Here is a 24,172-nt window from a genome sequence, read left to right as displayed (position 1 = left end):
CGCCTGGCCGCGACGCGAAGCGATGCAGCCGCGCGCGAACGCCGCCACGGCGACATGGCGCGTGTCGATCGCGGTTCGGGCCCGCGGCCGGCGCTTCGCGCGCGTGCGGCGCCGGCGCGCGGCCGCGCTCGACAATCGATGCGTTTGCCGATTGCACAGGAGCCGCCGATGAATGCCTTCCGTCCCCCCGAACTGATCGAATCCGAGCGTTTGCGCCTGCGGCCGCTCACCGACGACGATGCCCCCGAAGTCTTCGACGCGCTGTTCGGCGATCCGGCGACCACGCTCGATCTGCCGTGGCCGACTCATCGCAGCGTCAGCGAATCGCGCGCGAGCATCCGACGCATGGGCGAAGGCTGGCGCAGCGGCGCGTTTTTCTGCTGGGGGCTGTTCGAGAAGTCCGGCGGCCGCCTGATCGGCACGCTGGAGATGCATGGCCGGCTGCCGCGCGTCGAGATCGGGCTCCTGACGAGCTTCGCGCCGGGGCGGGTGCGCACGCGCGCGTGGTCGGAGATGCTGAGCAAGTTTCTCGGCTGGCTGATCGCGCAGCCCGACGTCTACCGGATCGAGGCGTTCTGCTCGGTAACGGGCAAGGCCGCGCCGCTGATGCCGCATTTCGGCTTCGTTTGCGAGGGGACCGTGCGCAATTACGAAGCGCGTCCCAATCGCGGGATGAGCGCGGGCGACAGCTATCTGTTCGCGATCACGAAGGCGCCGATGGCGCTGGGCGAAGCCGGGCAGGACGGGCGGCACGCGTCGTCGCGGCAGGCGGCGTGAACGGCGCGCCGATCGGCGCGGCGGCTCAGCCGTTCGGGGCGCCGGGCCGAGCCGTCAGGCGATCCCGTTCGCATGCGCGTGCCGCGCCCACTGATAGCGGTTGAGCCGCAGCAGCTGCGCGATCCGCGCGGCGACGTCGTCATCGTCGTGCCCGCCGGCGCCGTCCGCGAACGCGTCCACTTTCAGGAACCGTCCGACCAGCACGGTCGATGCCCGATCCCCCGACAGCACCACGGTCTGCGCATAGCGTCGCCAGTCGTCGTCCTGCAGCGCGTACAGGCACCAGCTCTGCAGCGCCGCGCACAGCGGCGTGCCGCGCTCCTGTTCTTCCAGCGTGCGCAGGATGTGCAGCGCGCCGATCCAGTCGCGCCGGCCGATCCGCAGCCGCACGTCGCACAGGTCGACCGCGGCGTTGCGCGGCTGCAGCACCCGCAGCGCGAGCAGCAGTTCGTCGAGGTCGGCGTGCGCGCCCGCGCGCAGCCCGGCCGAGAAGACCGAGAGCAGCGCGCGCAAGGCGGCCTTGTTGCACGGTTTGATCGCCATGTCGGTGCGATGCGTCGAGTAGAGATGAGCCGTCGACGATGATCGCCGTTACGCGCGCGCGAGCGAGCGGCGCGTGCGAAGCGCGGTCGTACGCGGCGAAGCCGGTACGGTCGTTTCGGCCGCCGCGACGTGGCTTCGCGCGCTTCGCGGCGCCCGTGGGCGCGCTGCCTAAGCTTGTCGTCGAACCGCGGGCGCACGAAGGCCGCGCGCGTTCCTTTCCCTTTCCCTCAATCGATTCACATTCATAGCGAGACGGTCATGAGCGTTAACGGCATTACGAACCAGACTCTCAACCCGACGCAGTACCAGTCCTCGTCGAAGCCGTCGAGCAGCCGCGATCAGAAGATCGAGGAACTGCTCCACGAAATCGAGGATCTGCTGCTGCAGGACGATTCGGGCGACGGCGACGACACGAGCGTCGGCGGCGATCCGGCCGACAACACGCCGACGGGCGGCAACACGCCGGCCGGCAGCAACGGCCCGACGAACCACGCGGCGACGCCGACGGGCGGCAAGCCCGGCGAGGACATGCGCGACGTGAAGCTGAACACGAAGGCGGGCGGCGACGCGCTGCACCTGAAGATGGACTCGCAAGGCAACCTGTACAACGGCAGCGGCAATTCGGTCGGCGTCATCGACAAGGACGGCAACGTGAAGCTGAACTCCGGCGCGACCAAGGAGCTGGAGCGCCTCGAGACGGGCGGCAATCCGTTCATGAACGCGAACGTCGGCAAGCAAGGCGCGGGCGGCAACATGGAGTTCACGCCGGACGAAGTGACGGTGAGCGCGGGCGACATCGACCAGAAGGCCGACTTCTGATCGCGCGGGCGACGCGGCGCGGCGGCACTGGACAAGCGCCTTTGAATCGGGTCACACTGCGCGCTCGCGCCGCCGCGTCGCGGCCCGTCCAATCTTTCGCGGACCGCGACGTCCGCCGGAGCAGAACTTGAGCGTGTCGCAACGGGCCGACGCCCGGATTTTCGAGGTGATGCAGGCCCGGCAGGCGTGGGGCACGCTCGCGCTCGACCGCGACGGTGCGATTCTCGCGGCCACCGGGCGCGCGCACGCGCTGTTCGGCCGCACGCTGCCGGCCGGGCTGCCGCTCGCCGCCGTGCTCGGCGATGCGGCGCTCGCGGAAACCACCGTGCTGTTCGACACGCTCGAACAAGGATTCGAATTCGAAACCGACGACGCGATCCTGTGGCTCACGCTGCAGCCGGTCGAGCACGATCCGGAGATCGCGGCGACGGTCACGGTCGCCGACGTCACGCCGCTGCGCCGCGCGCTCGACGAGCGCGTCGCGTCGCTGCGCTTTCTTGCGCACGACCTGCGTTCGCCGCAGAATTCGATTCTCGCGCTGACCCAGCTGCACGACGCCGAGCCCGATGCGTTCGCCGCGTGCGGCGGCCTCGAACGGATCGCGCAGCTCGCGCGGCACGCGCTGCTGCTCGGCCAGGACTACCTCGTCGCGTCGGCGGCGGACGATCTCCGGCAGCGCCATTTCGTGCGCTTCGACCTGCGCAAGATGCTGCGCGAGCTCGTGCCGAAGTTCGAAGTCGGCGCCGTCTATCGCGGCGTCGCATTGCAGCTCTGGCTCGACGACGCCGCGCCGCTGTGGTTGCGCGGCGCGCGCGTGTTCGTCGCCCGCGCGCTGCAGAACCTGATCGACAACGCGGTGCAGGCGTCGCGCCAGGGCGCGCGCGTCGAGATCCGGCTGCACGTGCGCGACGCGCACGCGGAACTGACGATCCGCGATTGGGCGGGCGGCCTGCCGGGCCTCGCGACGGACGGCCGGATGACGGATTTCGCGTCGCTCGCGAAGCGTGGCTCGATGGGCTTCGGCCTCGGGCTGCAGCTCGCCGCGCAGGTGGTCGCCGCGCATGCGGGCACGCTGTACGCCGAATCGAATCGCGGCGTCGGCACGACCTTCGTGATGCGCCTGCCGATGCTCGCGCCGGCCGCCGGCGCCGCGCCGCCGGCCGTGCCGGAAGGCATCGCGCGCTGGCGCGCGAGCGTCGCGCCGGACGGCTGAGCGCCCGCGCGTACCTTTTTTTCGCTTGATGATCCTTAATTTCACGATGTCCGAACCGAACATGCAGCGCACCGTGCAGCAGCCCAAGCAGATCGTCGTCGTCGAGGACGATCCGGTGCAGCGCACGCTGCTCGTCACCTGGCTCAAGGCCGAGGGCTACCGCGTCGAGGCGTTCGACGACGGGCTCGACGCGCGCCGCTTCCTCGGCGACAGCTGGGCCGACCTGCTGCTGCTCGACTGGGACCTGCCCGGGATGAGCGGCGAGCGGCTGCTCGCGTGGGTGCGCGGCCGCGCGCGCTCGATCGTCCCGGTGATCTTCCAGACCGTGCATTCGGACGAAGAGGACATCGTGAAGATCCTCGACGCCGGCGCGGACGATTTCCTCGTCAAGCCGCTCGAAAAGCAGACGCTGCTCGCGCGCGTGCGCGCGTTGCTGCGGCGCTTCGCGGCGCTGTCGGTCGACAGCGGGCGCATGCAGCTCGGCGGCTACGTGCTGTCGCGCGCGACGCTGAGCGTGTCCGACGACAGCGCGTCGCATGCGTTCAGCACGAAGGAGTTCGACATTCTCTGGCACCTGGCCGAGCATCCCGGCACCGTCGTGCAGCGGCAGGACTTGCTGCGGCTCGTGTGGGGCGCGGACGCGTCCGCGCAGACCCGCACCGTCGACATGTACGTGAGCCGGCTGCGCAGCCGGCTGAAGGCGGCGGGCATCGGCTGGACCGTGCATGCGGCGTACGCGACCGGCTATCGCCTGAACCTGGGCGCGGACGCGGAAGCGGCGGATCGCGCATCGTGACGCCGCGCGCGGCCGCATCGGCCGCCGCCGTGGCGCTCGCGCTCGCGAGCCATGCGCCGGCGCTGCACGCGGTGCCGCTCGCGTGGCCGCTCGCGCGCTTCGACTATCGGGTCGGGCCGGTGAGCGCCGCCGACGCGCTGCGCGAGTTGAGCCGCCGCTCGGGCGTCGCCGTCGACGTCGACCCGCACGCGCCGTGCCGGCTCGACGTGCGCGAAGCGCTGCCGCCGCAGCGCTTCGTCGACTGGGCCGCGCGCACCTGCGGGTTCGCGTCGTACTACGACGGCGCGGTGCTGCAGCTCGTCGCGCCCGATGCGTTCGAGCGCGCGGCGGTGCGGCTCAATTACGCGACGCCTGCCGAGCTGCGCGCGACACTCGCGCGGCAGCGGATCGTCGACGCGCGCTGGCGGCCCGCCTACGACGACGCGGCGCGGATCGTGCGGGTTGCCGGCCCGCCGCGCTATGTCGCGCTCGTGCTTGCCGCCGCGCGCGCGCTCGACGAGGCCGCGCAGGCGCGCGTGCGGACCGAGACGCGTGCGTTCCGGCTGCGCATGCGCGCGGCGGCCGACCGAACCGTGCGCGGCGATGAGGGGGATGGGGGCGATACGACGCTGTCCGGGCTGGCGACGCAGCTGCGCCGCCGGCTCGAGCAGGACGGCGTCGCGCCGCGCGCGGCGCCGGGCGTGCGCGAATTCACCGCGCCGCTGCCGATCATCGACGCGGACGCACGCTCGAACACCGTGCTGATCCGCGATGTACCTGCCCAGCTGGCGCGCGACGCACGGCTCGTCGCGCAGCTCGATACGCTGCCCGCGTCGATCCGGATCGACGCGTACGGCGCGACGCTCGCGCCCGCGCGGCTCGACGCGCTGGGGCTGCGGTGGCGCGATGGCGCGCAGGCGTCCGGACCCGCCGGCGCATCCGCGCCGCGCGTCGCGATTGTCGCCGCGCCGGACGGCTGCGCGGCAACGCGCGCCCGCGTCGCCGAGCTCGCCGCGCACGGCGACGCATCGATCGATGCCGACGGCTCGACGCTGACGCTCCCCGACGGCAGCGCGGATTTCGGCCGACTGCGGCAGGCGTTCGTCGCGTCGGGCGACGGCGATGCGCGCTCGCTCGACGCGCAGCGCAACGGCTTCGCGATGCGGGTCACGCCGCGCGAGACCGCGCAGGCGGGCCGCTACGCGCTCGACATGCGGATCGTCGAGCGCTGGGCGGCGGGCGCAACGACGTCGCGCGAAACCGTGTCCGGCGTGACGCTCGCGGCAGGGGAATGCGCGGCGCTCGCGCTGCCGCTTGCCGCCGGGCGGGGGGAGCAGCGGCTCGTCCTAGTGACCCCGCGCGTGACGGCGGCCAGCCTGCCCGAAACCGCGAAGCCCGCGACACGGCCGCGTGCGCCGTCACGCGCGCTTTCGCCGCCGCCGGACGGCCTCGGCCTCACGACGCAGACGCGCCTGCTCGGCAATTGATGCCCATTGCGTTCATTATTAAACGACGATCGCGCCCGATTTAACCGCGCGACGGCAAGCGCATTTTAATTAATTCGGCAAGTCAATTAACGCAGGGCCTGGCTTGTTTATATTGTTTTTCTTCGATTTTAGATCGACGGCTAAAAATGCCGGATCGGATGCGCGCGCGGCTAATGGTCAACTATCTGTTAACAATGGACTGCATCATTTCATTCAGCTCGATCCGGTTGTAAGTCGCCCGTAACGCGTCCTTCGGCGTGATCCGGTTGCGGGCCGCGAGCGTGGCGAGATCGTCGTTGAGCGAGCGCGACATGTTGTCCTCTCGGCGCCGCAGGAACTCGTTGACGAGGTGCAGCTTCGTCGGATCGGCGATCAGCTTCGCGATCTGGTTGTTGTTGTTGAACAGCAGCTCGCTCGCGAGCACGAGGCTCTCGCCGTCCGCGCTCGGCACGAGGCTCTGGCAGACGATGCCGATCAGCGATTCGGCGAGCGCGACCGCGTGCCGGTCGCGCTGCTCGCCCGGAAAGAACGACAGCAGCTTGTTGAGCGCGCTGACCGCGCTGCCCGTGTGCATCGTCGCGAGCACGAGATGCCCGGATTCGCCCGCCTGCAGCAGCGTGTCGGCGGTCTGCGCGTCGCGCACCTCGCCGACCATCACGACGTCCGGCTTCTGCCGCAGCGCCTCGCGCAGCCCGTGCGCGAAATTCGGCGTATCGGTCGGCACTTCGCGCTGCGAGATGATCGACTGGCGGCGCTCCAGATAGTATTCGATCGGCTCCTCGATCGTGACGATATGCGTGTTGCGCGTCGCGTTGACGTGCTCGAGCAGCGACGCGATCGTCGTCGTCTTGCCCGAGCCCGTCGGGCCGGTGACGAGGATGATGCCCTTCGTGTTGTCGAGCATCGAGCGCACGTAGACGGGCAGGCCGAGCTCCTCGAGGGGCAGCGGCTTGAGCGGCAGGCGGCGCATCGAGATCACGATCTTGCGGCCGCCGCCCGCGCGATACACGTGGCAGCGCAGCCGGCAGCGCGTGAGAACGAACGGGCGGTCGAGCGTGCCCTGACGCAGCGCGGTCTCCCAGTGCTCGTCGATCGCGTCGAGCAGCGGTCGCATGTCGTCGAGGAGCACCGGCTCGTCGCTCGTCTCGACCCAGCCGCGCGGCGTCTTGATCGTGACGGGGCGGTCTTGTTCGATGTGGATGTCGGTGAACATCTGCTTCAGATCGATCAGGCCGAGCACTTCGCCCGCGAGATCGCGCAGCGGGGCGGCAGCTTGCTGGTTCATCTTGTCGATTCGGGTGATTGAAAAGGACGGCGCAATGCGCGCGGTGACTGGGAAATTGAATGGTCTATTTAATTTTGCACGCAACCTAGCTTTTGTCAAACTGTTCGGGGTATATTTGCCGCGCAATAATCAATTCAATAATGCGACTGCATGCGTAGACCTATTATGTAAAGCCGAGGTAATCCCGGATTCGGAAAGTCATTTCCGGCCGCGCAGGCGTTCCGAGGCGCCGGATGCGGCCTCCGGGATCGACACCAGGCAAAGCGCGGGGGCCAGCGGCGTACAGCAGTCGAGTAACGAGGACAATCATGATGCACGGCGCCACGGTCGCCGCGGCCGCGCTCGTCGCGATCGCGCTTTTTGCAACCGATTGCGCGGCGAGCGGCCCGCCCGCCGGCACCGATCCGGCGCCGGGCGGCCCATTTGCCGAGCGCTTCGATCACACACCGCTGACGGCGCAGCGCGGCGACGTCTTGCGCGCGCCGGCATCGGCGCCGCCATCGCCATCGGCCGGGGCGACGCCGGGCGCGCAGGCGCCGTCCGCGGCGGCAATAGCGCCGGTCCCGGCCGCATCCAGCTGGGACGTGCGTGCATCCGACGGCACGATTCGCGGCGTGCTGTCGCGCTGGGCGCGTACGGCGGGCTGGCAGCTCGTCTGGGATGCGCCGGTCGATTTCAGCATCGACGCACAGGCGACGCTGCGCGGCTCGTTCGAGGACGCGCTGCAAGCGCTCGTCGCGAGTCTCGGCCGCACGTCGACGCCGATCCAGGCGATTCTCTATCAAGGCAATCACGTGTTGCGCGTCGTCGCGCAAGGAGCGGGCTGATGCGCGTCTTTTTCGCCATTTCGTTACTCGCCGCGCTGTTGAGCGGCTGCACCGGGCTGCGCGGCGGCATCGAGCGGGACACGCAACGCGATTCGAACGAATCCGGCGCGATCCTGAAGCGCGTATCCGACGGCGACAACAGCGTGCACGCGCTCTCGCCCGTCGTCGTGAACGACGGGCTGTGGGTGTCGGCGGGCGCCGTCAAGCTGCAAAGCGGCGAGCAGCTGCCGTCGCTGTTCGACGAGCCGGCGTCGTTTGATCGCCCGGTCTCTTCGTTGTCCGAATTCGCGCAGCAGATCACGCGGCTCACGCAGGTGCCGACGCAGGTGGCCGCGAGCGCGCAGCAGGCGGCCGCGCGTTCGCAGAACGGCGGTGCGGAGGGCGCCGCGCGCGGCGCGCCCGCGTTCCTCGACGCGGCGGGCGGGCGCTCGGTGCCGCCGCTGCCGCCCGGCATGCCGGGCGGCGCGTCGTCCGGCGCCGGCAAGGCGGGCGGCGGCGGTGCGGGCGCGGACGGCGGCGGCACGTCGTTCGCGCCGGTGCGCATCCTGTATGCGGGCGGCACGCTGCGCGGCCTGCTCGACTCGGCGTGCGCGCGCTTCGGCGTCTTCTGGAAATACGAGCAGGGGACGATCCGCTTCTTCTTCACCGATACCCGCACGTTCCAGGTCAACGCGATTCCCGGCGATTCGTCGCTGAACGCATCGGTGGTGAGCGGCGCGACGAGCGACGGCACGTCGGGCGGCTCGCAGTCCGGCGGCGCGGGCGGCGGCACGAACGGTTCAAGCTCGGGCTCGACGGGCCTCACCGCGAACAACACGGCGAACACCGCGGTGAATTCGCAGCTGTCGGTGTTCAACGGCCTGCAGAGCGCGATCCAGTCGATGCTGTCGCGCTACGGCAGCTCGGTGTCGTCGCCCGCGACCGGCTCGATCTCGGTGACCGACACGCCCGACGTGCTCGAGCGCGTCGCCGCGTTCATGACGCAGCAGAACCGCTCGCTGTCGCGGCAGGTGCTGCTCAACGTGACCGTGCTCAGCGTGTCGCTGAACGCGGGCGACGCGTACGGGATCGACTGGAGCCTCGTCTACAAGACGATGTCGGCGAGTTTCGGCATCGCCAATCCGTTCACGCCGGTCGCGCTGACGTCGCCGGCCGACTTGTCCGCGACGGTGCTCAGCCCGACGAGCCGCTTCAACGGCACGAAGCTGCTGATTCGCGCGCTGTCGAAGCAGGGGACGGTGCGGCGCAAGACGTCGGCGTCGGTCACGACGCTCAACAACCAGCCGGTGCCCGTGCAGGTCGCGACGCAGACCGGCTACCTCGCGGCGGTGTCGACGACCAACACCGCGAACGTCGGCTCGTCGACGGCGCTCACGCCGGGCACCGTGACGACGGGCTTCAACATGACGCTGCTGCCGCACGTGCTCGACGACGGCACCGTGATGCTGCAGTTCTCGACGAACATCTCGTCGCTGCTCCAGCTGAAGGACGTGTCGAGCAGCACCGGCGCCGGCGCGACGAAGATCCAGACGCCCGACGTCGACATGCGCAACTTCCTGCAGCGGGTCGCGATGAAGTCGGGCGAGACGCTCGTCATCAGCGGCTACGAAGGCACGAACGATTCGCTCGACGAGCGCGGCGTCGGCACGCCGAAGATGATCGCGCTCGGCGGCGGCTACGAGGCGCAACGCGCGCGCGAGGTGATCGTGATCCTGATCACGCCCGTCACGCAGCGCGGCGGCGCCTGACGGAGCCGGCGATGAGCGCGCAAGTGATTCAAATCGGCCGCCAGCGCTTCGTCGGCGGGCTGTTCTGGCAATCGCTGTCGCGGCGCAACGAGCTGCGCGCCGAAGCGGTCGAGCTCGCGAAGAAGCTGAAGTTCGACCTGATGGTGCTGCGGATCGATCGCGGCGTCGCGGCGGCGGGCTATGCGAACACGCGCGACGGCTTCGCGCCCGGGCATCTGTCGCTCGGCGCGATGGTGTCGCGCGCGATCGCGCTCGAAGGCGCGTTCTACAACGGCCGCCGGCAGCCCGCGCCGAACTGGCTCGGCGCATTCGCGCTGCCCGACGGGCGCTGGGCGTATTTCGCGGTGCGCGACCACGCGTTCATGCCGAACGGCGACTGGGTCGGCAGCCGCGAGGAAGCGCTGGAAAAGCTGCACACCGATTACGCGTGGGGCGGCTGGAACGTCGTGATCGGCGAGCCGGAGCTCGAGAAGCAGGGCTTCCAGAATTTCCAGCCGAAGCGGCTCGACGATCTGCTGCCGCGCCGCGGCGGCCGGCCGCGCACCGAGCGCTGGTGGGCGCTGCGGCCCGTCGAGCGGCGCCTGTCGGCGCGCACCGCGCTGATCGCCGCGACGCTCGTGTGCGTCGCGGGCGGCGGCGCGCTCGCGTATTGGCATCATCGCGCGAAGGTCGAGGCCGAGGAGCGCGAGGCGGCGCTCGAACGCGTGCGCGCGGAGCTCGCCGCGCGCCAGGCGACGAGCGCGCCCATCGTGCATCCGTGGGCGACGCTGCCCGACGCGGTCGAGTTCGCGCGCGCGTGCGCGACGGGCTTCGGCCGGCTCGCGCCGGGCGGCTGGCGGCTCGAGCGCTACGAATGCACGCCGGGCACCGCGCACTTCGCGTGGGCGCGCAACGGCTCGAACGTGCGCTACCTGCTCGCCGTGGAGCCCGCAGCGAGCGTCGACACCGACGGCGAGCGCGCGACGCTCGACGTGCCGCTCGCCGCGCCGGCGGCGGGCGACACGCCGCTCGTCGACGATTCGGCTGTCAGGACACAACTTCTGTCGCGTCTCCAATGGCTCGACACGGCCGCTAAACTCGACCGGCTGCTTCCCGATCAGGCATCGGGCGCCCCGCTCGCGAATCTCGCGCAGCAGGCGGCCGCCGTGACCGGGTGGCGCGCGTACCGGCTGAACGCGACCCTCGGCGGCGTCGCGCCGCCCGAGTTCGTGCGCGCGATCGACGTGCCGGGGCTGCGCGTGCAGCGCATCGCTTACCAGAACAATCAGTGGACTCTCGAAGGAGTGCTCTATGCGAAATAGTCGCGTTCGATCGATGTGCGCGCTTGGCCTGGCGTTGCTCGCCGGCGTTGCGCGCGCGGCGGGGCCCGCGTCGTCCGACGACGGCACCGCCGCGCGGCTCACGCAGCTGCAAAGCGAGACGGTGCTGCTGCAGGCGCAGCTGAAGAAGCTCGAGACCGAGCAGCAGGTCGCCGAGCGCACCGCGCAGCTCGCGCGCGTGCGCGGCGGCGGCGCGCCGGCAGCCGGGCAATTCACGGTGACGGCGATCGAAGGCGTCGGCAAGCGCATGTTCGCGACGCTGCGGATGAACGGCGGCGCCGAATTTGAAGTGCAGCGCGGCGACGCGCTGCCGGACGGCGGGCGCGTCGTCGCGATTGAGCCGCGCGCGGTCGTCGTGTCGAATCGCGGACGCACGCTCCGGCTGTCGACGGCGTCGCCTTCCTATGCGGGCAATCCGCCGCTGCCGGCCGACGCGGCCGCGCCGCTGCCGACGCTGCCCAGCCTGCCGGCGAGCGGCTCATGAGCCAGGACGCGCAACGACCCGACCCGGCGTTCGCGCGCGCGACGCCGCCCGCCGGCGCCGGCGCCGACGCCGCGCAGCCGCGCGGCCTGCGCGCCGTCAGCGAAGCGGGCGATTTCGCCGCGAGCGTCGAGGAGCGCAAGTTCGTCTGCCTGTTCGACGACGGGCGCCTGCTGATTGCCGAAGGCCACGAGATGAATCCGTTCGTGCTGTCGTATCGCGCGCGGCTCGACCGGATGGGCCGGCCGTACCGGCCGGCGCCGGCGACGCTGATGCAGGTGCGCGAGGCGTACCGGCAGCACGTCGCGGGCGGCGGCGAGCGGCTCGATCACACGGTGATGCAGGTGCTCGCGAAGGAGCTGATCGGCCGCGCGTGCCGCGAGCGCGCGTCCGACATCCATATCCGCGTGCGCCGCTTCAGCACCGAGGTCTTCTTCCGGATCCACAACGAGCTCTTGCGCGTGAACGAGCACACGCGCGAGCACGGCGAGCGGCTGCTCGCGACGCTGTACGGCGCGATGACGACCGTGTCGGACAACAGCTACCGGCCGAACGAGCGGCAGGACGCGAGCATCGGCGATCGCGACAAGCTGCCGGACGACCTGTACGGCGTGCGGATCGCGACGACGCCGACCAACGAAGGCAGCCTGATGGTGCTGCGGCTGCTCTACAACGACGCGGGCGACGCGACCGATCTCGCGGCGCTCGGCTTCGCGCCCGAGCACGTCGCGGCATTCCGCACGCTGCGCGCGCAGCCGCACGGGATGAACATCATCAGCGGGCCGACGGGCTCCGGCAAGTCGACGACGCTGCAGCGGATGCTCGCCGCGCAGATCGACGAATCGCGCGGCAGCCTGCACGTGATCACGGTCGAGGACCCGATCGAATATCCGATCGGCGGCGCGGTGCAGACGCCGGTCGCGAACGCGCCGACCGAGGAGGCGCGCGCGCTCGCGTTCGCGGCGGCGATCACGAACGCGATGCGGCTCGATCCGGACACGATCATGATCGGCGAGATCCGCGACCGCGCGTCCGGGCAGACGGCGCTGCGCGCGTCGATGACGGGCCACCAGGTGTGGACGACGGTGCACGCGAACAGCGCGCTCGCGATTGCCGACCGGCTGATCGATCTCGGCCTGCATGCGCGGATGGTCACCGATCACACGGTGGTCTCCGGGCTCATCAGCCAGCGTCTCGTGAAGCTGCTGTGCCCGCATTGCAAGCTGCGGCTCGTCGATCATCCGGACCGCATCGAGCCGGGCCTGTTCGCGCGGCTGCGGCTCGCGCTCGACAGCCGGATGCACGACGTGTGCATCGCGGGCGACGGCTGCGCGCATTGCCGTACCGTCGGCACGATCGGCCGCACGGTCGTCGCCGAGGTGATCCTGCCCGACGCGCGGCTGTTCGAGTTCCTGCGCGACGGCGACAAGGCCGGCGCGCTCGAGTACTGGACCCGCACGCTCGGCGGGGTGACGCTCGGCGAGCACGCGTTGCGCAAGGTCGCGGCGGGGCTCGTCGATCCGCGCGGCGTCGAGCGCATCGTCGGCACGCTCGCGCCGGTGTCGGGCGAAGCGCGGCAGCAGCTGTCGCTCGTCGGATTCAGCTATGGCACTTGAGCTGAATCGCCGCTGGGCGAAGCTGTGCCTGAATGCCGACGAGCGGCTGCGCGTCTATCGGAAGATCGCGAAGATGCTCGGCAACGGGCTACCGCTGCTCAAGGTGCTCGAAGAGCTCGAATGGCGTGCGTCGCGCGAGGGCCGCAAGCCGCGCGAGCCGCTCGCGCTCGTGCTGGCCGACTGGCGCCTCGCGGTGCAGAACGGGGGGATGCTGTCCGAGGCGATGGAAACGTGGGTGCCCGCGACCGAGCAGATGATCGTCGCGGCGGGCGAGCAGGCGGGGCGCATCGAGGACGCGCTCGCGTCGGTGGCCGACATCGTGCAGTCGGGCCGCAAGATCAGCCGCGCGGTCACGGGCGGCGTCGCGTATCCGGTCGGGCTCGTCGTGATGGTGATCGGCTACCTGTACCTGTTCGGCACGCACGTGATCCCGAAATTCGCGCTGATCGCCGATCCGACGCACTGGCACGGCGCCGCGCGCTCGCTGTACCTGATGTCGCTGTTCGTGCAGGGCTGGATGCTCGTCGTCGTCGCGCTGCTCGTCGCCGCGTTTGCCGCGCTCGCGTGGTCGCTGCCGCGCTGGCGCGGGCCGCTGCGCATCTACGCGGACCGCGTGCCGCCTTATTCGATCTACCGGCTCGTCGCGGGCAGCGGTTTCCTGATCGCGTTCTCGGCGCTGCAGGCGTCGGGCGTCACGGTCGAGAAGGCGCTGCTCAAGATCGGCGCGGTCGCGGGGCCGTGGCTGCGCGAGCGGATCGACGACACGCTGGTCGGCGTGAAGTCCGGCCTCAACGCCGGCGAGGCGCTGCACAACACCGGCTATCACTTTCCGTCGCGCGAGATCGTCGAGGATCTGTGCATCTACGCCGAATTCGGCGGCTTCGACGCGGCGCTCAAGATGCTCGCCGACGAATGGCTCGAAGAGGGCGTCGCGCGCATCACCGCGCAGATGCGCGTGCTGAACGGCGCCGCGATCGTCGTGCTGGCGATGCTGATCGGCTGGCTCGTGACGGGCTTTTTCGGTATCCAGCAGGAAATCGCCGCGATGACGCGCGCGATGCATTGACGTCGCGCATTTTCAATCCAGGAGAACACACCATGAAACCACTCGCCAACCCTCCCGCCTATCGACACCAGCCGGCGTTCTGCCGGCGCCACCGCAAGCAGCGCGGCGCATCGCTGCTCGAGAGCATCGCGTATCTCGGCGTCGCCGCGATCGTGATCGTCGGCGCGATCGCGCTGCTCGGCTCGGCGTTTTCGAGCGCGAACACGAACCGGCTCGCCGAGGAGCTGAATGCGATTCAGACGGGGACCAAGAAGCTTTATATGGGGCAGGTGAACAATTACGGCAATAACGTCGATCTCAACGCGAACCTGATCGCGGCGAAGGTGTTTCCGGGCACGCTGCCTGTCAACAATGCAATCGTATCGAACGCATGGGGCGGGAACGTCACGGTGACGGGGCAAGGACAGACCTTCACCGTTCAGTACACGAACATTCCGCGCGATATCTGCATCAACACGTTGACGGCGGGCGGCAACTGGCGGTTGGTTGCGGTCGGTCAGAATGCCGGGATCAACTATCCGGTCACGCCGGCCGCCGCGACGGCGGCCTGCGTGGACAACGCCACGATCATCTGGACGTCGAACTGACGCCACCCGACTCGTTCGCCATCGCCCACGCCGCTCATGTACGCCCTCGCCGCCGTGCTGTCCTTCGCTTCGATCGCCGCTGTCTACGCGACGCTGCAAGGCCAGTCCGCCATTCCCGCGCTGCAGCCGCCGCGCATCGCGCAGGCGCTCGCCGACAACCTTGCGATCTATCGCCAGGCGGCGCTCGACTACGCGCGCCTGCATCCAGGCACGCGCGGCGCGGTGTCGGCGACACAACTGACGTTTCCTTCGTGGTATCCGGGCGCGAACCCGTTGTGGCGCAACTACGTCGCGGGCGGCACGGTCGTCACCTATGCGGCCGCACCGCCGCCCGTGAACATCTCGGGCGAGATTGCGACGCTCGCGGACGGCTCGCTGCTCGCGGGCGTCGCCTATCGCGGCGCGGTCGTGCGGGCGGGCTACGCGCGCAGCGATCTTCCTTCGAACGGCGTGCCGCTGCCCGCCGGGCTGAAGATTGCGAACGGCCTTCCGGTATGGATGGGGCAAGCGTACTGATGCATATCAAGTCTTATCGCCGCCGCGCGCGCGGCTTCGCGCTGATCGAGATGCTCGGCGCGCTGGCGATCGCCGCGCTGATGCTCGCCGGTATCGCTGTATTGATGGATACGTCGCTCGACGACGTGCGCGCGCAGCAGGCCGCGCAATACCAGGCGCAGGTGACGGCCGCGGCGACGCGTGCGTTGAAGCGCGATTACGACGCGTGGATACAACGGACCGGCACGAAGCAGCCGGTCGTGATGACGCTCGCCGAATTGCAGGCGAGCGGTGACCTGTCGGCCGCGCTGCAGTCGCGCAACGCCTATGGCCAGAACACCTGCGTGATGGTCAAGCAGACCGCGAACGGGCGCGGCCTCGATGCACTTGTCGTGACGACGGGCGGCGAGGCGATCGGCGACGTGGAGCTGGGGCCGATCGCCGCGGGGTCCGGTCCGGGCGGCGGATCGATCAGCGCGCGCATTCCGACGGAGGCGCGCGGCGCATACGACGCGTGGCGGATGCCGCTCGCCACGTTCATGGGCGTTGCCGCGCCGAAGTGCGATCCGAACGACGCCGCGCCGCCGAACGCCGGTCACCTCGCAAATGAAATCTTCTTCAACGGCCCGGGCCAGCAGGTCAACAACGAATACCTGTACCGCGTCGACATCGGCGGCCATCCGGAGGTGAACACGATGCAGGTGCCGATCTGGCTCACGCATACGTTCGTCGAAGGCACGCCCGACGCCAAATACTGCGGAACGGCCGGCAGCTACGCGAACGGCAAGCTCGGCGCCGACGCGGCCGGCAATCTGCTGAGCTGCAGGAACGGCATGTGGCGCGGCGCCGGCGGTCATTGGAAAAATCCCGTCGACACGGCGAACGACCTGCCGGTCGACCCGGTGAACACCCCGCCCGCCGAAAAGGTGAACGAAACCGGCGACGTTCGCCTTACGCTCGACAAGTTCCGCGCCTACGCGTGGACGGGCTACGGCTGGCAGGCGCTCGCCGTGGACCAGAACGACAACCTGATCGTGCCCGGCGTCGTCTCGGCCAAACAGTATGAAATCACCGGGCGCGTCGTCGTCAACACGCCGTGCGCGCCCGATTCGAGCCGGAAGGATGCAGGGCTCATATCGATGGGCCAGGACGGACAAGTGCTGTCATGCCAGAACGGCAAGTGGCTGCCGCAGTCCGGGATCAAGATCGGCAGCACCGACATGGACTGCCAGATCCTGATGGCGACGCCGGGCGCGACCGATTTCTCGCAATGCTCGTACACCTACACCGGCGGCTATCCGAACGGCTCGTTCATCACCTACGCAGAGGACGGCACCTACACGTACCGGATCGAACGTCCCGTCACGCTCGACAACAACGGGCTCATTTCGGTGAGCGCGTACATGCACATGAGCTACGCGATCTGCAATTCGAAAGGCTGGGAAGGACAGATGCGGCTCGTCGTCGACATTGTCGATAACCAGAGCAAGAAGATCATCGCGCATGGCGACGCGCAGTCGCCGAAGCTCATCGACGATGCGGCGACGATCAACGTCACGCTGAACCAGGCCGCCGAGCCGAGGCAGGGCTACACGGTCGTGCTGTACAGCAACTGGGCGACCTACGACCGCCCCGCGACGCCGTGGACGTCGAATTACTGCAACAGCAGGAAGACCTTCCTCCAGACGCCGCTCGCAACCGGCTGGACCATCAATTCGTTCTATTGAACGGAGCTTCGCCGCGCGCGGCCTCCGCCGCGCGCGGCTGCGGTTTACTGCACGGGTCTCCCATCTGCGGCGCGCGCCTGTCCTCTCGACGGCCGCGCGCCCCCACCGGACGGACCCATGAAGGCCAAGATCCCCGTTTTGCTGTCCCTGCTGTGCTCGCTCGCGAGCCTTTCCGTCGACGCCGCGCCGATCCGCTGGCGCAGCCCCGAAATCCAGTACGCGGCGGAAGGCAAGGACGTGAAGGACGTGCTGCGCGATCTCGCCGCGAGCCAGAACATCGCGGCGAACGTCGCGCCCGGCGTGGGCGGCGCCGTCAGCGGCAAGATGAAGATGTCGCCGCAGCGCTTCCTCGACACGCTCGCCGCATCGTTCGGCTTCGTCTGGTACTACGACGGCACCGTGCTGCACGTGACGCCCGCGAGCGACATGAAGAGCACCCTCGTCAAGCTCGACCACGCGAACACCGGCGACCTGCGCGACCTGCTCGAGCAGATGAAGGTTGCCGACCCGCGCTATCCGGTCACCTACAACGCGCAGCAGCGCACCGCGCTCGTCGCGGGGCCGCCGCGCTACGTCGAGCTCGTGACGAGCGTCGCCGCGCGGCTCGACGAGAATTCCGCGCGCACGGGCGGCACGCGGATCCGCGTGTTCTCGCTGAAGCACGCGTGGGCCGCGGATCGCGACGTGAACGTCGACGGCACGACCGTGACGATGCCGGGCGTCGCGTCGCTGCTGAACCGGATGTATCACCCGGGCGAAGGCAAGCACGCGTCGCAGACGACGGTCGGCAAGCCGATCAGCCGCGCCGCGCCGATGATGGATCTCGGCGGCGGACGCAGCGGCGTGCCGCCGTTGCCGCCGCTGCCGCCGTACATGCAGGGCGCCCAGTCGGGCGACGGCGCGCTCGCGCAGGGCGGCGGCCAGGGGGGCGACCCGCGTCCGAGCGGGATGCTCGCCGCGGCGATCGCGAATGCGGGCCCGGCGCGGGCGCCGGGCGGCGCGCCCGACGCGAGCGGCGGCGGCGCGAACGGCGTGCCCGTGGGCGCGGCCGACGCGGCCGACCTGCCGGTGATCCAGGCCGATCCGCGCACGAACTCGATTCTCGTGCGCGACGTGCCGGAGCACATGACGCAGTACCCGGACCTGATCGCGCTGCTCGACGTGAAGCCGCGCCTGATCGAGATCGAGGCGCGCATGATCGAGATCGACGAAGGCGCGCTCAGGCAGCTCGGCATCGACTGGCGCGCGCACAACAGCCATTTCGACCTGCAGACGGGCACCGGGCTGACGTCGCAGAATTCGTATGCGAACGGCTCGCTGAATCCGACCTTCGGCTCGATCTCGCTGTCCGGCAACGATTCGGGCGGCGTGTCGGCGAGCCCGCTCGGCCTGTCGCTGACGGCCGTGCTCGGCGACGCGGGCCGCTATCTGCTCGCGCGGATCAACGCGCTCGAATCGTCGAACCAGGCGCGCACCGACGCGAGCCCGAAAGTCACCACGCTCGACAACGTCGAGGCGGTGATGGACAACAAGCGGCAGTTCTTCGTGCGGGTCGCGGGCTATACGTCGGCCGACCTGTACAGCATTTCGACCGGCGTGTCGCTGCGCGTGCTGCCGATGGTCGTCGAGGAGGGCGGGCGCACGCAGATCAAGCTCGACGTGCGGATCGTCGACGGCGAACTGTCGCGGCAGACGGTCGACAACATTCCGGTGATCGTGTCGACCGAGATCAACACGCAGGCGTTCATCGAGCAGGGGCAGGCGCTGCTGATCGCAGGCTACAAGATGGATGCGCGCTCGAGCACGCAATCGGGCGTGCCGGTGCTGTCGAAGCTGCCGCTCATCGGCGCGCTGTTCCGCTCGACCGACAAGCAGGACAGCCACAGCGAGCGGCTCTTTCTCGTGACGCCGCGTGTGATCGAGCCTTGAACGGGTGTCGATCGGCCGGCGCATGCAGCCGCCGGCCGGGTGTTCGTCAAGCTTCGATTATTGCGGCTTGCGATAGCGAATGCCGTCGACCTTCGTGCTGACGCGCGTGCCGGCGCGGCCTTCGGAGATCGCGACGATGTCCGCGAGCGAGCCGATCACGGCGTCCCGCCCGGTCTCGCGCGCGAACTCGATCGCCGCCTGGACCTTCGGCCCCATCGAGCCGGCCGCGAAGCCGAGCCGCTCGAGCTCATCCGGATGCGCGGCCTCGATCAGCGACTGGGTCGGCTTGCCCCAGTCGATGTATGCGCCGTCGACGTCGGTCGCGATCACGAGCAGGTCCGCGTGCAGTTCGCGTCCGAGCAGCGCCGCGCACAGATCCTTGTCGATCACCGCCTCGACGCCCGAGAGCTTGCCGTTCGCGTCGTAGCGCGTCGGAATGCCGCCGCCGCCCGCGCAGATCACGATCGTGCCTTGCTCGAGCAGCCACTTGATCGGCCGGATCTCGAAGATGCGCCGCGGCCGCGGGCTCGGCACCACGCGGCGGAACTTGTCGCCGTCCGGCGCGATGCTCCAGCCTTTCTCGTGCGCGAGCCGTTCGGCCTCCTCGCGTACGTAGACGGGGCCGATCGGCTTGGTCGGATGGTCGAACGCGGGATCGGCCGGATCGACCTCGACCTGCGTGAGCAGCGTCGCAAACGGCGCGTCGGGCGGCAGCAGATTGCCCATTTCCTGTTCGATCAGGTAGCCGATCATCCCTTCCGTCTGCGCGCCGAGCACGTCGAGCGGGTAGGGGGCGACCGCGGTGTAGGCCGCGCCCTGCAGCGCGAGCAGGCCGACCTGCGGCCCGTTGCCGTGCGCGATCACGAGCTCGTTGCCGGGCGCGATCTGCGCCATCTGCGCGACCGCGATCTTCACGTTCTCGCGCTGCTGGGTTTCGGTCATCGGCTGATTGCGCTGCAGGAGCGCGTTGCCGCCCAATGCGATGACGATACGCATCGTGTTTCTCCTTGAAGATGCGCACGGCACGCTGTTGCGCGCCGTGCGCGTGGACGCGTCAGATGCCGCCGAGCGTCGACACGAGGACTGCCTTGATCGTGTGCATGCGGTTTTCCGCCTGCTCGAACGCGATGCAGCGCGGGGATTCGAACACCTCGTCGGTGACTTCGATGCCGTCCTTCAGATGCGGATAGCGCTCGGCGATCTGCTTGCCGACCTTCGTCTCGCAGTTGTGGAACGCCGGCAGGCAGTGCATGAAGCGCGTGCGCGGGTTGCCGGTCGATTCGATCAGCTTGCGGTTCACCTGATACGGCAGCAGCGCCTTGATCCGCTCGTCCCACGCTTCGACCGGCTCGCCCATCGACACCCACACGTCCGTGTGGATGAAGTCGACGCCCTTGACCGCTTCGAGCGGGTCTTCGGTCAGCGTGATCCGCGCGCCGCTTTCGGCCGCGAACGCCTCGCACTGCGCGACGAGCTCGGCGGAGGGCCACAGCGACTTCGGCGCGCCGATCCGCACGTCCATCCCGAGCTTCGCGCCGATCAGGAGCAGCGAGTTGCCCATGTTGTTGCGCGCGTCGCCGAGATACGCATAGCTGATGTCGTGCAGCGGCTTGTCGCTGTGCTCGCGCATCGTCAGCACGTCGGCCAGCATCTGCGTCGGATGGTATTCGTCGGTGAGGCCGTTGAACACGGGCACGCCCGCATGATGCGCGAGCTCCTCGACGATCTCCTGGCTGAAGCCGCGATACTCGATCGCGTCGTACATCCGGCCGAGCACGCGCGCGGTGTCCTTCATGCTTTCCTTGTGGCCGATCTGCGACGACGTCGGGTCGATGTACGTGACGTTCGCGCCCTGGTCGTATGCGGCGACCTCGAATGCGCAGCGCGTGCGGGTCGACGTCTTTTCGAAAATGAGCGCGATGTTCTTGCGCACGAGATGCGGCTGCTCGGTGCCGCTGTACTTCGCGCGCTTCAGGTCGCGCGCGAGATCGAGCAGGTAGCGCAGCTCGCGCGTGTTGTGGTGAATCAGGCTCAGCAGGTTGCGATTGTGCAGGTTGAAGCTCATCTGGTTTCTCCAGGGTGTGTCGGGGTGGGCGCGGCGCCGGGGCGCCGCGCTGCGGGTGTCAGTAGTCGATCGGATCGCGCAGGACCGGGCAGGTCATGCAGTGGCCGCCGCCGCGGCCGCGCCCGAGCTCGCTCGAGCTGATCGTGATCACCTCGATGCCCGCCTTGCGCAGCAGCGTGTTCGTGTACGTGTTGCGGTCGTAGCCGATGACGACGCCCGGCTCGACGCACACCATGTTGTTGCCGTCGTCCCATTGCTCGCGCTCGGCCGCGAAATCGTTGCCGCCGGTCTCGACGACGCGCAGCGCATTGAGGCCGAGCGCCTGCGCGACGACGTCGACGAACGGCTGGTCCTCGCGCACGATGTCGATGCCGTCATGCGCATCGTCGCTCGGGCGCAGCGTGAACGGCACGATCCGGTTCACGACTTCCGGGAAGATCGTCACGAGATCGCGGTCGCAGAAGCTGAACACGGTGTCGAGGTGCATCGCCGCGCGCGAGGCCGGCATGCCGGCGACGATCACGCGCTCGGCCGCGCCCTTCGCGAACAGCGACTGCGCGAGCTGGCCGATCGCCTGGTGCGACGTGCGCTCGCCCATCCCGACGAGCACGACGCCGCGGCCGATCGGCATCACGTCGCCGCCTTCGAGCGTCGCCATCCCGTGATCGCGGTCGGGATCGCCGTACCAGATGTCGAACTGCGCATCGGCGAACGCCGGATGGAACTTGTAGATCGCGGTGACGAGCAGCGTTTCCTGCCGGCGCGCGGGCCAGTGCATCGGGTTCAGCGTGACGCCGCCGTAGATCCAGCACGACGTGTCGCGCGTGAACATCATGTTCGGCAGCGGCGGCAGCACGAACGACGACTTGCCGAGATAGTCGCGGAACAGCGTGAGCACCTTCGAGCGCTCGGCGCCCGGGATGTCGCTCGCCGCGACGCCGCCGATCAGGAATTCGGCGAGCGTGCGCGGCTCGAGGCTTTCGAGCCACGCGCGCACCTCGCCGACGAGGCCCGTGCCGACGCTGTCCGGCGTGATCTTGCGATCGAGGATCCACTTCAGCGCGGCCGGGTTCTTGACGGTCTCGGTCAGCAGGTTGTGCATCTCCAGCACTTCGACGCCGCGCTCGCGCATCTTCGACACGAAGTCGAAGTGGTCGCGCTTCGCCTGGTTCACCCACATCACGTCGTCGAACAGCAGGTCGTCGCAGTTGCTCGGCGTGAGGCGCTGATGCGCGAGCCCGGGCGAGCACACGAGCACCTTGCGCAGTTTGCCGGCTTCGGAATGGACACCGACTTGAGGAATGGCGTTGTTCATATTGGTTACCTTTTCGATCAAAGGGTGAGGAGCCCGCTATGGAGCGCGTAGGCCGCGGCGAGCGCGGCGGCGGCCACCGCCGCGAAGATCAGCTTTTCGGTGGCGGTGAAGACCGGTTTGCCGAGCTCGCGCTTCGCCTTCGCGAAGAACAGCGCGCCCGGCGCGTAGAGCAGTGCGGACAGCAGCAGGTACTTGACGCCGCCCGCGTACAGCAGCCACACCGCGTAGAGCACGGCGAGCGCGGCGACGAAGCCGTCGTTGCGGCGCTGGCGCGCGTCGCCTTCATAGGCCTCGCCGCGCACGGCGAGCAGCAGCGCGTAAGCGGCCGACCAGAAGTACGGGATCAGGATCATCGACGTCGCGAGATAGATCAGCGACAGATAGGTGCTTTGCGAGAACAGCGTGATCAGCAGGAACACCTGGACCATCGCGTTGGTGATCCAGAGCGCGTTCGCCGGCACGTGGTTCGCGTTCTCCTTGCGCAGGAACGCAGGCATCGTGTGGTCCTTCGCGGCCGAGAACAGGATTTCCGCGCAGAGCAGCACCCAGGACAGCAGCGCGCCGGCGAGCGACACGACGAGGCCGACGCTGATGAGGATCGCGCCCCAGTGGCCGACGACATGCTCGAGCACGGCCGCCATCGACGGGTTCTGCAGCTTCGCGAGCTGCGGCTGCGTCATGATGCCGAGCGACAGCACGTTGACGAGCACCAGCACGAGCAGCACGCCGACGAAGCCGATCACGGTCGCGCGGCCGACGTCGCTGCGCTTTTCCGCACGCGCCGAGAAGATGCTCGCGCCTTCGATGCCGATGAACACCCACACGGTGACGAGCATCATGCTGCGCACCTGGGTCATCACCGAGCCGAGCGACGGATGCGCGTGGCCCCAGATGTCGGTGCGGAACACGTCGAGCTTGAACGCGAACACGCAGATCAGGATGAACAGCGCGAGCGGGACGATCTTCGCGACGGTCGTGACCAGGTTGATGAACGCCGCTTCCTTGATCCCGCGCAGCACGAGGAAGTGCACGGCCCACAGCAGCACCGAGGCGCCCGCGATCGCGGCGGGCGTGTTGCCTTCGCCGAACACCGGGAAGAAGTAGCCGAGCGTCGAGAACAGCAGCACGAAGTAGCCGACGTTGCCGAGCCACGCGCTGATCCAGTAGCCCCACGCCGACGAGAAGCCCATGTAGTCGCCGAAGCCGGCCTTCGCATACGCGTAGACGCCGCCGTCGAGCTGCGGCTTGCGGTTCGCGAGCGTCTGGAACACGAACGCGAGCGTGAGCATGCCGATCGCGGTGATCGCCCAGCCGATCAGGATCGCGCCGGCCTCCGCGTTGGCGGCCATGTTCTGCGGCAGCGAAAAGATGCCGCCGCCGATCATCGAGCCGACCACGAGCGCGGTCAGCGCGCCGAGTCGGAGTTTGTGCGCGGCGGCGGGTTGTGCCGCGACGTCTTCGTTTTGAGTTATTTCAGCCATGATGTTTCCTCTCGGTCGCGTTCGCGCAAGATCGCGGCGTGCGTGCGGCCATCGCGCTGCCGCCGGGATGGCGGAGCGCGGCGTGGTGTGCCGCTTGCATGCGCGGTCCGGCGGAACGCGCGTGGTTGGAAAGTCGAAGGAGCGTGCCCGGTTCGGGCGCTATCGGCGGAGCGTCGTCATCGGTGCGCTCCCGGTGGATTGCGTCCGGGCTTCGCGTTGACGCCGCGCCTCGGCGGCGTCGCTGCTGTCCCAGAACGAAAAGAGCCAGACGCCGAGCCGGCGCCGCTTCCAGTACATGCCGTTCAGACGGCGGCGGACTTCCGCGAGCAGGCGCCAGTCGGCGCCGTCGACGCCGATCAGCGCGCCGGGCCGCAGGCCCGATTGGCCGATGAACTGAATATCCGTGAACTGCTTGCCGGTGTACTTGAATAGAAAATCCTGAAGCTCTTCTTTCGTCACTTCAGGCTGGAGATTATCGACAAAGATTCTCATCGCACTTCCTGCCTTGTTGTTCAATTCCGTGCTCGACCGCTTGTGACGATCGAATTTGCGCACGCTCAGGCATCGAGCCGTTTTCCCGATTCCCGCGTGCGAAACGAGCCGATCAAATCCACACC

General features: G+C 69.0%; 22 protein-coding genes. 15 read left to right on the top strand and 7 right to left on the bottom strand.

Annotated features, from left to right (window positions below):
* The first annotated feature begins 168 nt into the window (after positions 1–168).
* A complete protein-coding gene (locus B7P44_RS29950; RefSeq protein WP_088511554.1) occupies positions 169–777 on the top strand; it encodes a GNAT family N-acetyltransferase in 609 nt (202 codons plus the stop codon).
* Between the two features lie 54 nt (positions 778–831).
* Here the strand turns inward: B7P44_RS29950 and B7P44_RS29945 are convergent, their stop codons facing one another.
* Positions 832–1,320 carry an HrpB1 family type III secretion system apparatus protein gene (locus B7P44_RS29945; protein WP_084909469.1) on the bottom strand — a complete coding sequence of 163 codons (489 nt, stop codon included), beginning with the start codon at positions 1,318–1,320 and terminating at the stop codon, positions 832–834.
* A gap of 258 nt (positions 1,321–1,578) precedes the next feature.
* On the opposite strand from B7P44_RS29945, the gene B7P44_RS29940 reads away from it, so the two are divergent.
* The 4 genes from B7P44_RS29940 (at position 1,579) to B7P44_RS29925 (ending at position 5,614) form a co-directional block, all read left to right on the top strand.
* Entirely contained in the window at positions 1,579–2,139 is a 561-nt protein-coding gene (locus B7P44_RS29940; protein WP_084909468.1) for a hypothetical protein, read from the top strand.
* A gap of 133 nt (positions 2,140–2,272) precedes the next feature.
* Positions 2,273–3,352: a sensor histidine kinase gene (locus B7P44_RS29935; RefSeq protein ID WP_084910105.1), complete on the top strand. Its 1,080-nt coding sequence runs from the start codon at positions 2,273–2,275 to the stop codon at positions 3,350–3,352.
* Positions 3,353–3,398: 46 nt separating this feature from the next.
* A complete protein-coding gene (locus tag B7P44_RS29930) occupies positions 3,399–4,148 on the top strand; it encodes a response regulator transcription factor (protein ID WP_084910104.1) in 750 nt (249 codons plus the stop codon).
* Positions 4,145–5,614: a secretin N-terminal domain-containing protein gene (locus tag B7P44_RS29925; RefSeq protein WP_084909467.1), complete on the top strand. Its 1,470-nt coding sequence runs from the start codon at positions 4,145–4,147 to the stop codon at positions 5,612–5,614. The genes B7P44_RS29930 and B7P44_RS29925 overlap by 4 nt, the downstream gene beginning before the upstream one ends.
* A 181-nt stretch (positions 5,615–5,795) precedes the next feature.
* Here the strand turns inward: B7P44_RS29925 and B7P44_RS29920 are convergent, their stop codons facing one another.
* A complete protein-coding gene (locus tag B7P44_RS29920) occupies positions 5,796–6,899 on the bottom strand; it encodes a type IV pilus twitching motility protein PilT (RefSeq protein ID WP_084909466.1) in 1,104 nt (367 codons plus the stop codon).
* 308 nt (positions 6,900–7,207) lie between these two features.
* Between B7P44_RS29920 and B7P44_RS29915 the strand changes: the two genes are divergently transcribed.
* The 10 genes from B7P44_RS29915 to sctC all read left to right on the top strand — a co-directional run bounded on the left by B7P44_RS29915 (position 7,208) and on the right by sctC (position 18,694).
* A complete protein-coding gene (locus B7P44_RS29915; RefSeq protein ID WP_084909465.1) occupies positions 7,208–7,726 on the top strand; it encodes a toxin co-regulated pilus biosynthesis Q family protein in 519 nt (172 codons plus the stop codon).
* Entirely contained in the window at positions 7,726–9,474 is a 1,749-nt protein-coding gene (gene pilN / locus B7P44_RS29910; RefSeq protein ID WP_084909464.1) for a PilN family type IVB pilus formation outer membrane protein, read from the top strand. The genes B7P44_RS29915 and pilN overlap by 1 nt, the downstream gene beginning before the upstream one ends.
* Before the next feature lie 11 nt (positions 9,475–9,485).
* On the top strand, positions 9,486–10,775 hold the full coding sequence (pilO2, locus tag B7P44_RS29905; protein ID WP_084909463.1) for a type 4b pilus protein PilO2: 1,290 nt from the start codon (positions 9,486–9,488) through the stop codon (positions 10,773–10,775).
* 13 nt (positions 10,776–10,788) lie between these two features.
* On the top strand, positions 10,789–11,277 hold the full coding sequence (pilP, locus tag B7P44_RS29900) for a type IV pilus biogenesis protein PilP (protein ID WP_084909462.1): 489 nt from the start codon (positions 10,789–10,791) through the stop codon (positions 11,275–11,277).
* The gene (locus tag B7P44_RS29895; protein WP_084909461.1) at positions 11,274–12,890 is read left to right on the top strand and encodes a GspE/PulE family protein; all 1,617 of its coding nucleotides are present in this window, start codon (positions 11,274–11,276) and stop codon (positions 12,888–12,890) included. Before pilP ends, B7P44_RS29895 begins: the two co-directional genes overlap by 4 nt.
* On the top strand, positions 12,880–13,956 hold the full coding sequence (locus tag B7P44_RS29890) for a type II secretion system F family protein (RefSeq protein ID WP_084909460.1): 1,077 nt from the start codon (positions 12,880–12,882) through the stop codon (positions 13,954–13,956). The genes B7P44_RS29895 and B7P44_RS29890 overlap by 11 nt, the downstream gene beginning before the upstream one ends.
* A 32-nt stretch (positions 13,957–13,988) precedes the next feature.
* Positions 13,989–14,543 (top strand): type 4 pilus major pilin, encoded by a 555-nt coding sequence (locus tag B7P44_RS29885; protein WP_084909459.1) that lies wholly within the window; start codon positions 13,989–13,991, stop codon positions 14,541–14,543.
* Positions 14,544–14,579: 36 nt separating this feature from the next.
* Positions 14,580–15,059: a type IV pilus biogenesis protein PilM gene (pilM, locus tag B7P44_RS29880; RefSeq protein ID WP_084909458.1), complete on the top strand. Its 480-nt coding sequence runs from the start codon at positions 14,580–14,582 to the stop codon at positions 15,057–15,059.
* Positions 15,059–16,765: a shufflon system plasmid conjugative transfer pilus tip adhesin PilV gene (gene pilV / locus B7P44_RS29875; protein ID WP_084909457.1), complete on the top strand. Its 1,707-nt coding sequence runs from the start codon at positions 15,059–15,061 to the stop codon at positions 16,763–16,765. Before pilM ends, pilV begins: the two co-directional genes overlap by 1 nt.
* Before the next feature lie 117 nt (positions 16,766–16,882).
* Complete coding sequence (sctC, locus tag B7P44_RS29870) at positions 16,883–18,694, top strand: type III secretion system outer membrane ring subunit SctC (protein ID WP_084909456.1); 1,812 nt, start codon at positions 16,883–16,885, stop codon at positions 18,692–18,694.
* Positions 18,695–18,751: 57 nt separating this feature from the next.
* Here sctC and arcC read toward each other — a convergent pair whose 3' ends face one another.
* From arcC to B7P44_RS29845, 5 genes are all read right to left on the bottom strand, one after another.
* The gene (arcC, locus tag B7P44_RS29865; protein ID WP_084909455.1) at positions 18,752–19,690 is read right to left on the bottom strand and encodes a carbamate kinase; all 939 of its coding nucleotides are present in this window, start codon (positions 19,688–19,690) and stop codon (positions 18,752–18,754) included.
* Between the two features lie 58 nt (positions 19,691–19,748).
* The gene (locus tag B7P44_RS29860; RefSeq protein WP_084909454.1) at positions 19,749–20,759 is read right to left on the bottom strand and encodes an ornithine carbamoyltransferase; all 1,011 of its coding nucleotides are present in this window, start codon (positions 20,757–20,759) and stop codon (positions 19,749–19,751) included.
* 58 nt (positions 20,760–20,817) lie between these two features.
* On the bottom strand, positions 20,818–22,074 hold the full coding sequence (arcA, locus tag B7P44_RS29855; RefSeq protein ID WP_084909453.1) for an arginine deiminase: 1,257 nt from the start codon (positions 22,072–22,074) through the stop codon (positions 20,818–20,820).
* Positions 22,075–22,091: 17 nt separating this feature from the next.
* Positions 22,092–23,555, bottom strand: a complete 1,464-nt coding sequence (gene arcD / locus B7P44_RS29850) for an arginine-ornithine antiporter (RefSeq protein ID WP_084909452.1) — start codon at positions 23,553–23,555, stop codon at positions 22,092–22,094.
* Positions 23,556–23,714: 159 nt separating this feature from the next.
* On the bottom strand, positions 23,715–24,047 hold the full coding sequence (locus tag B7P44_RS29845) for a hypothetical protein (protein ID WP_084909451.1): 333 nt from the start codon (positions 24,045–24,047) through the stop codon (positions 23,715–23,717).
* Positions 24,048–24,172: the final 125 nt, after the last annotated feature.

Source organism: Burkholderia ubonensis subsp. mesacidophila (assembly GCF_002097715.1).
Lineage (GTDB): Bacteria > Pseudomonadota > Gammaproteobacteria > Burkholderiales > Burkholderiaceae > Burkholderia > Burkholderia mesacidophila.
Note: the sequence above shows the minus strand (reverse complement) of the source record. Positions and strands in the feature narration are given on the sequence as shown.

Coding starts and splice junctions, on each gene's coding strand:
- B7P44_RS29950 (WP_088511554.1), top strand. CDS start 169: ATGAATGCCTTCCGTCCCCCCGAACTGATCGAATCCGAGCGTTTGCGC.
- B7P44_RS29945 (WP_084909469.1), bottom strand. CDS start 1,320: ATGGCGATCAAACCGTGCAACAAGGCCGCCTTGCGCGCGCTGCTCTCG.
- B7P44_RS29940 (WP_084909468.1), top strand. CDS start 1,579: ATGAGCGTTAACGGCATTACGAACCAGACTCTCAACCCGACGCAGTAC.
- B7P44_RS29930 (WP_084910104.1), top strand. CDS start 3,399: ATGTCCGAACCGAACATGCAGCGCACCGTGCAGCAGCCCAAGCAGATC.
- B7P44_RS29920 (WP_084909466.1), bottom strand. CDS start 6,899: ATGAACCAGCAAGCTGCCGCCCCGCTGCGCGATCTCGCGGGCGAAGTG.
- B7P44_RS29915 (WP_084909465.1), top strand. CDS start 7,208: ATGATGCACGGCGCCACGGTCGCCGCGGCCGCGCTCGTCGCGATCGCG.
- pilN (WP_084909464.1), top strand. CDS start 7,726: ATGCGCGTCTTTTTCGCCATTTCGTTACTCGCCGCGCTGTTGAGCGGC.
- pilO2 (WP_084909463.1), top strand. CDS start 9,486: ATGAGCGCGCAAGTGATTCAAATCGGCCGCCAGCGCTTCGTCGGCGGG.
- pilP (WP_084909462.1), top strand. CDS start 10,789: ATGTGCGCGCTTGGCCTGGCGTTGCTCGCCGGCGTTGCGCGCGCGGCG.
- B7P44_RS29895 (WP_084909461.1), top strand. CDS start 11,274: ATGAGCCAGGACGCGCAACGACCCGACCCGGCGTTCGCGCGCGCGACG.
- B7P44_RS29890 (WP_084909460.1), top strand. CDS start 12,880: ATGGCACTTGAGCTGAATCGCCGCTGGGCGAAGCTGTGCCTGAATGCC.
- B7P44_RS29885 (WP_084909459.1), top strand. CDS start 13,989: ATGAAACCACTCGCCAACCCTCCCGCCTATCGACACCAGCCGGCGTTC.
- pilM (WP_084909458.1), top strand. CDS start 14,580: ATGTACGCCCTCGCCGCCGTGCTGTCCTTCGCTTCGATCGCCGCTGTC.
- pilV (WP_084909457.1), top strand. CDS start 15,059: ATGCATATCAAGTCTTATCGCCGCCGCGCGCGCGGCTTCGCGCTGATC.
- sctC (WP_084909456.1), top strand. CDS start 16,883: ATGAAGGCCAAGATCCCCGTTTTGCTGTCCCTGCTGTGCTCGCTCGCG.
- arcC (WP_084909455.1), bottom strand. CDS start 19,690: ATGCGTATCGTCATCGCATTGGGCGGCAACGCGCTCCTGCAGCGCAAT.
- B7P44_RS29860 (WP_084909454.1), bottom strand. CDS start 20,759: ATGAGCTTCAACCTGCACAATCGCAACCTGCTGAGCCTGATTCACCAC.
- arcA (WP_084909453.1), bottom strand. CDS start 22,074: ATGAACAACGCCATTCCTCAAGTCGGTGTCCATTCCGAAGCCGGCAAA.
- arcD (WP_084909452.1), bottom strand. CDS start 23,555: ATGGCTGAAATAACTCAAAACGAAGACGTCGCGGCACAACCCGCCGCC.
- B7P44_RS29845 (WP_084909451.1), bottom strand. CDS start 24,047: ATGAGAATCTTTGTCGATAATCTCCAGCCTGAAGTGACGAAAGAAGAG.